We start from the raw sequence: 3,472 nt of genomic DNA, 5'->3' as shown, positions 1-3,472 counted from the left end.
GGGGTCTTCGGGACGCCTGGGGGGGCGGGACGGGCGGCTCACCCCGTGGCGGCGGTCACCCCGTGGCGGCCGTTCGCCCCGTGGCAGCGGTTCACCCCGTGGCGGCGGCTCACCCCCGTGGCCGCGCTCACCTCGCCCGGAACCGCGCGGGCGCCTTCGTCGGGGCCGTGCCCTCGGGGAGCTTCTGCTCCGGGCACGTCGTGAGGACCTTCTTCATCGCGGCCTTCTCGGCCGCCGTGACCCACAGCCCGTACTTCGCCTTCACCGCGACCTGCCCCGCCACGTACGTGCAGCGGTAGCCCTTGTTCGCCGGGAGCCACGTCGCCGTATCGCCCTCGCCCTTGCTGCGGTTGGGGCCCGCGCTCACCGCGAGGAGGTTGAGGGGGTCGTTGGCGAGGGCGATCCGCTTGCTCCCCTCCCACTGCGAGGCGCCCTTCTGCCAGGCGTCCGAGAGCGAGACGAGGTGGTCGATGTCTATCTTGCTCGCGCCGCGCGTGAAGCGGATGTCGTCGCCGGAGTACGGGTCGTCGTTGAGGACGCCGCTCGCGATGACGCAGTCACCGGTCTTGAACTTCACGTCCTTCAGGTCGCGCTTGAGGATGTCGTTGCGCGTGTCGCAGTGGTTGGAGTCGGTGTCGGCCCACGCGGAGCCGAACTTGTCGCGGTCGTAACCGGTCTTCGGGGCCCGCCCCTTGACCGTGAGCCCGTCCACGGCCTTGAGGGCCGAGCCCTCCGCCCCCTTCGCGGGGGCGCTCGCCGCGCCGCCGTCCCCGTCCGAGACCTCGATGTCCTTGCATCCCGCCGTGCCGAGCAACAGCCCGCCCAGCGCCACCGCGCCCACCACCGTGCCCGCGCCCCGCCGCGCCCCGTACCGCATTCTCGCCACCCCTCGCCCGCCGCCGGTCCCTCCGGCCACCCCCTCTGTGTACCCGACCCCCGGTGCGGGATGCCGCGCGGGGTGGCGCACGCCGGGGGCGCGCGGCCGTGACGCGGTGCCAGGAGGGCCCCGCCGCAGCACGACGTGCGCGGGCGCCACCGCCGCGCACGGGTTCTGCGCGTATTCGTCCGTGCGGCAGCCGGACACGGCGACTCACGGGCGCCCGTCCATCGGCCGGGTCGTCCCGGGCAGCGGTGCGGCGTGAAGGCCGGGCCGGAGGTGTTTCTCCCGAAGGGAGGTCACCGGTTGGCCTCGTGTGGTCGCCTTGAACCATGAACGTCCTGCGCGTGGCCCAGTTCCGCCGCTACCTCCTGGGGCAGGCCGCCAGCCAGTTCGGTGACAGCCTGGTGCCGCTCACGATCGCGTTCGCCGCGCTCGACGTCTCCGGCCCCGGGGGGCTCGGGCTGGTGCTCGCCGCCAACCGGCTCCCGGTCGCCGGGCTCGTACTGGTCGGGGGCGCTCTGGGCGACCGGTGGCCGCGCCGGGCGCTCATGGTGGGCGCGGACGTGTCGCGGTGCGTGGTGCAGGTGGCCTGCGGGGTGCTCTTGCTGACCGGGCACGCGGGGCTGGCCTCGTTGATCGTTTTGCAGGCACTCGCCGGGGCGGGAACGGCGCTGTTCGTCCCGGCCGCCTCCGGCCTCGTGCCGTCCCTGGTCGGCAAGGAGCGGGTCCAGGAGGCGAACGCGCTGCTCGGCCTCGTCGGCAACATCAACAAGGTCGCCTCGATCTCCGTGGCCGGGGTGCTCGTCGCCTGGAGCGGGACGGGAACGGCGCTCCTCGTGGACGGCGCGACGTTCGCGCTCAGCGCCCTCGCACTGGCCGGGCTCCGCCTGCCCGCGCGCACCCGTTCGACGAGTGGACGGCCGGGCCTGTGGCGGGAGATCCGCGACGGGGCGCGTCTGGTCCTCTCCCTGCCGTGGCTGACGATGCTCCTCGGATACGGGACGCTGCTCCAGGCCCTGGTGATCGGCCCGCACATGATCGCCGGGCCCTTGCTGGCGGAGGGGACGTACGGGGGTGCGGCGGGGTGGGCCGTGATCGGGGTGGCGCAGGCGGCGGGCTCGATCGCCGGGGGGCTTGTCGCGCTGCGCTGGCGTCCGCGGCAACCGCTGGTCTCGGCGTGCGCGGTGGGCCTCTTGATGGTCCCGTACTTGCTCGTGCTCGCGCTCGGCGGCCCGTTGTGGGCGGTGTGCGTGCTCGCCGTGCTGATGGGCGGGCAGGGCTCGGTGTGCGTGGCGGTGCAGGCGGCGCAGATCCAGCGACGGGTCCCCGAGGAGGCCCGTTCCCGGGTGGCGGCCTGGTCCCAGCTCGGCAACCTCGTCGCCCTCCCGGCGAGCCTCGCTGTGGCGGGCCCGCTCGCCGCGCACCGGGGCGGTGGACCGGTGCTTCTGGCCGCCGCGCTCTGGCTGGTCCTCTCCACCGGCGTGGTCCTCGCCGGCCGGGTGCTGACGCTACCGGCGACGACCACGCCGGGCACCGACGCCCCGTCAGAAGCATCCCCGGCCAACGGATGACGACCGGGCCCGCCCGCCCGGGCAGCAGCGGGCCCGGTACCGGCGGTCGGCATCCTGCGGGGACCGGCGGCACTTCTTCACAGCACCCGCACCCGCACCCGCACCCGCACCCGCACCCGCACCCGCACCCGCACCCGCACCCGCACCCGCACGATCGTGCTGGCCGATCTCGGGCACGTCCAGCTCAAGTGCGGCGACACGGAGACCGCGCTGGCCACCTGGGCCGAATTCCTCGACTGCGCCGAGGGCGTCAGCTCAGTACGCATTACGGACGGCCTGACCAACGTCTCCGCCCGCCTTCCCCGTATCGCTCACAGCCGGGCCGCCGCCGAACTGGCCGAGCGCATCGCCACACGGGCGTAGCCGCCGTTCCGGTACCGCCGTTCGTCCCCGCCCGTGCCGGACCCAGCAGGCCCGTGAGGTCACGACCGGTGGCCACGGCGCCCGGGCGCCGTGGCCACTGCCGGCCTCTAAGGTCGGCGCATGACTGTGCAGCGGATGGACAATGTCGCTGTCGTCGTGGACGACCTCGGTGCGGCGGTCGCCTACTTCCTCGCGCTCGGCCTCGAACTGGAGGGGGAGGCGGAGATCGAGGGCCTGTTCGCGGACCACACCGTGGGGCTCGACGGCGTCCGCGGCGCCATCGCGATGACGCGGACCCCGGACGGCCACAGCCGCTTGGAGCTGACCAAGTACCACCACCCGGCGCCCCTCGCCGCCGCCCCGCCCGCGCCGAACACGCTCGGGCTGCACCGCGTGATGTTCGCCGTGGACGACATCGACGCACGATCGCCCGCCTGCGCCCGCACGGCGCCGAACTCCTCGGCGAGGTCGCCCGCTACGAGGACAGCTACCGCCTGTGCAACCTGCGCGGCCCGGCGGGCATCATCGTGGCGCTCGCCGAGCGGATCGGCTGAGGCGGAGCGGAGCGGAGCCGGGCGGAGCTCCCGTGCGGAGAACCCGCCCCGGCCCAGCGCCCCGCCCCGTACCGCCTCCCCCGCCCCGAATCCCCTACGACCCC

3 protein-coding genes and 1 pseudogene are annotated in these 3,472 nt (G+C 74.6%); 3 read left to right on the top strand and 1 reads right to left on the bottom strand.

What is annotated here, in order from left to right; translation table 11 throughout:
- Positions 1–127: 127 nt before the first annotated feature.
- Positions 128–877, bottom strand: a complete 750-nt coding sequence (locus tag SSBG_RS17565) for an HNH endonuclease family protein (RefSeq protein ID WP_008747433.1) — start codon at positions 875–877, stop codon at positions 128–130.
- A 332-nt stretch (positions 878–1,209) separates the two neighbouring features.
- Between SSBG_RS17565 and SSBG_RS17560 the strand changes: the two genes are divergently transcribed.
- The 3 genes and pseudogenes from SSBG_RS17560 to SSBG_RS17550 all read left to right on the top strand — a co-directional run bounded on the left by SSBG_RS17560 (position 1,210) and on the right by SSBG_RS17550 (position 3,368).
- On the top strand, positions 1,210–2,451 hold the full coding sequence (locus SSBG_RS17560; RefSeq protein ID WP_008747432.1) for an MFS transporter: 1,242 nt from the start codon (positions 1,210–1,212) through the stop codon (positions 2,449–2,451).
- Positions 2,452–2,607: 156 nt separating this feature from the next.
- Entirely contained in the window at positions 2,608–2,814 is a 207-nt protein-coding gene (locus tag SSBG_RS17555) for a hypothetical protein (RefSeq protein WP_008747431.1), read from the top strand.
- Between the two features lie 120 nt (positions 2,815–2,934).
- Positions 2,935–3,368 (top strand): annotated as a pseudogene (locus SSBG_RS17550) (VOC family protein).
- Positions 3,369–3,472: the final 104 nt, after the last annotated feature.

Source organism: Streptomyces sp. SPB074, assembly GCF_000154905.1.
In the GTDB taxonomy this organism is placed as follows: Bacteria; Actinomycetota; Actinomycetes; order Streptomycetales; family Streptomycetaceae; genus Streptomyces.
This window is presented reverse-complemented; position numbering and strand designations above follow the sequence as displayed.

What these genes read in the sequence shown, in the direction of transcription:
- SSBG_RS17560 (WP_008747432.1), top strand. Translation starts at nt 1,210, where the DNA reads ATGAACGTCCTGCGCGTGGCCCAGTTCCGCCGCTACCTCCTGGGGCAG.
- SSBG_RS17565 (WP_008747433.1), bottom strand. Translation starts at nt 877, where the DNA reads ATGCGGTACGGGGCGCGGCGGGGCGCGGGCACGGTGGTGGGCGCGGTG.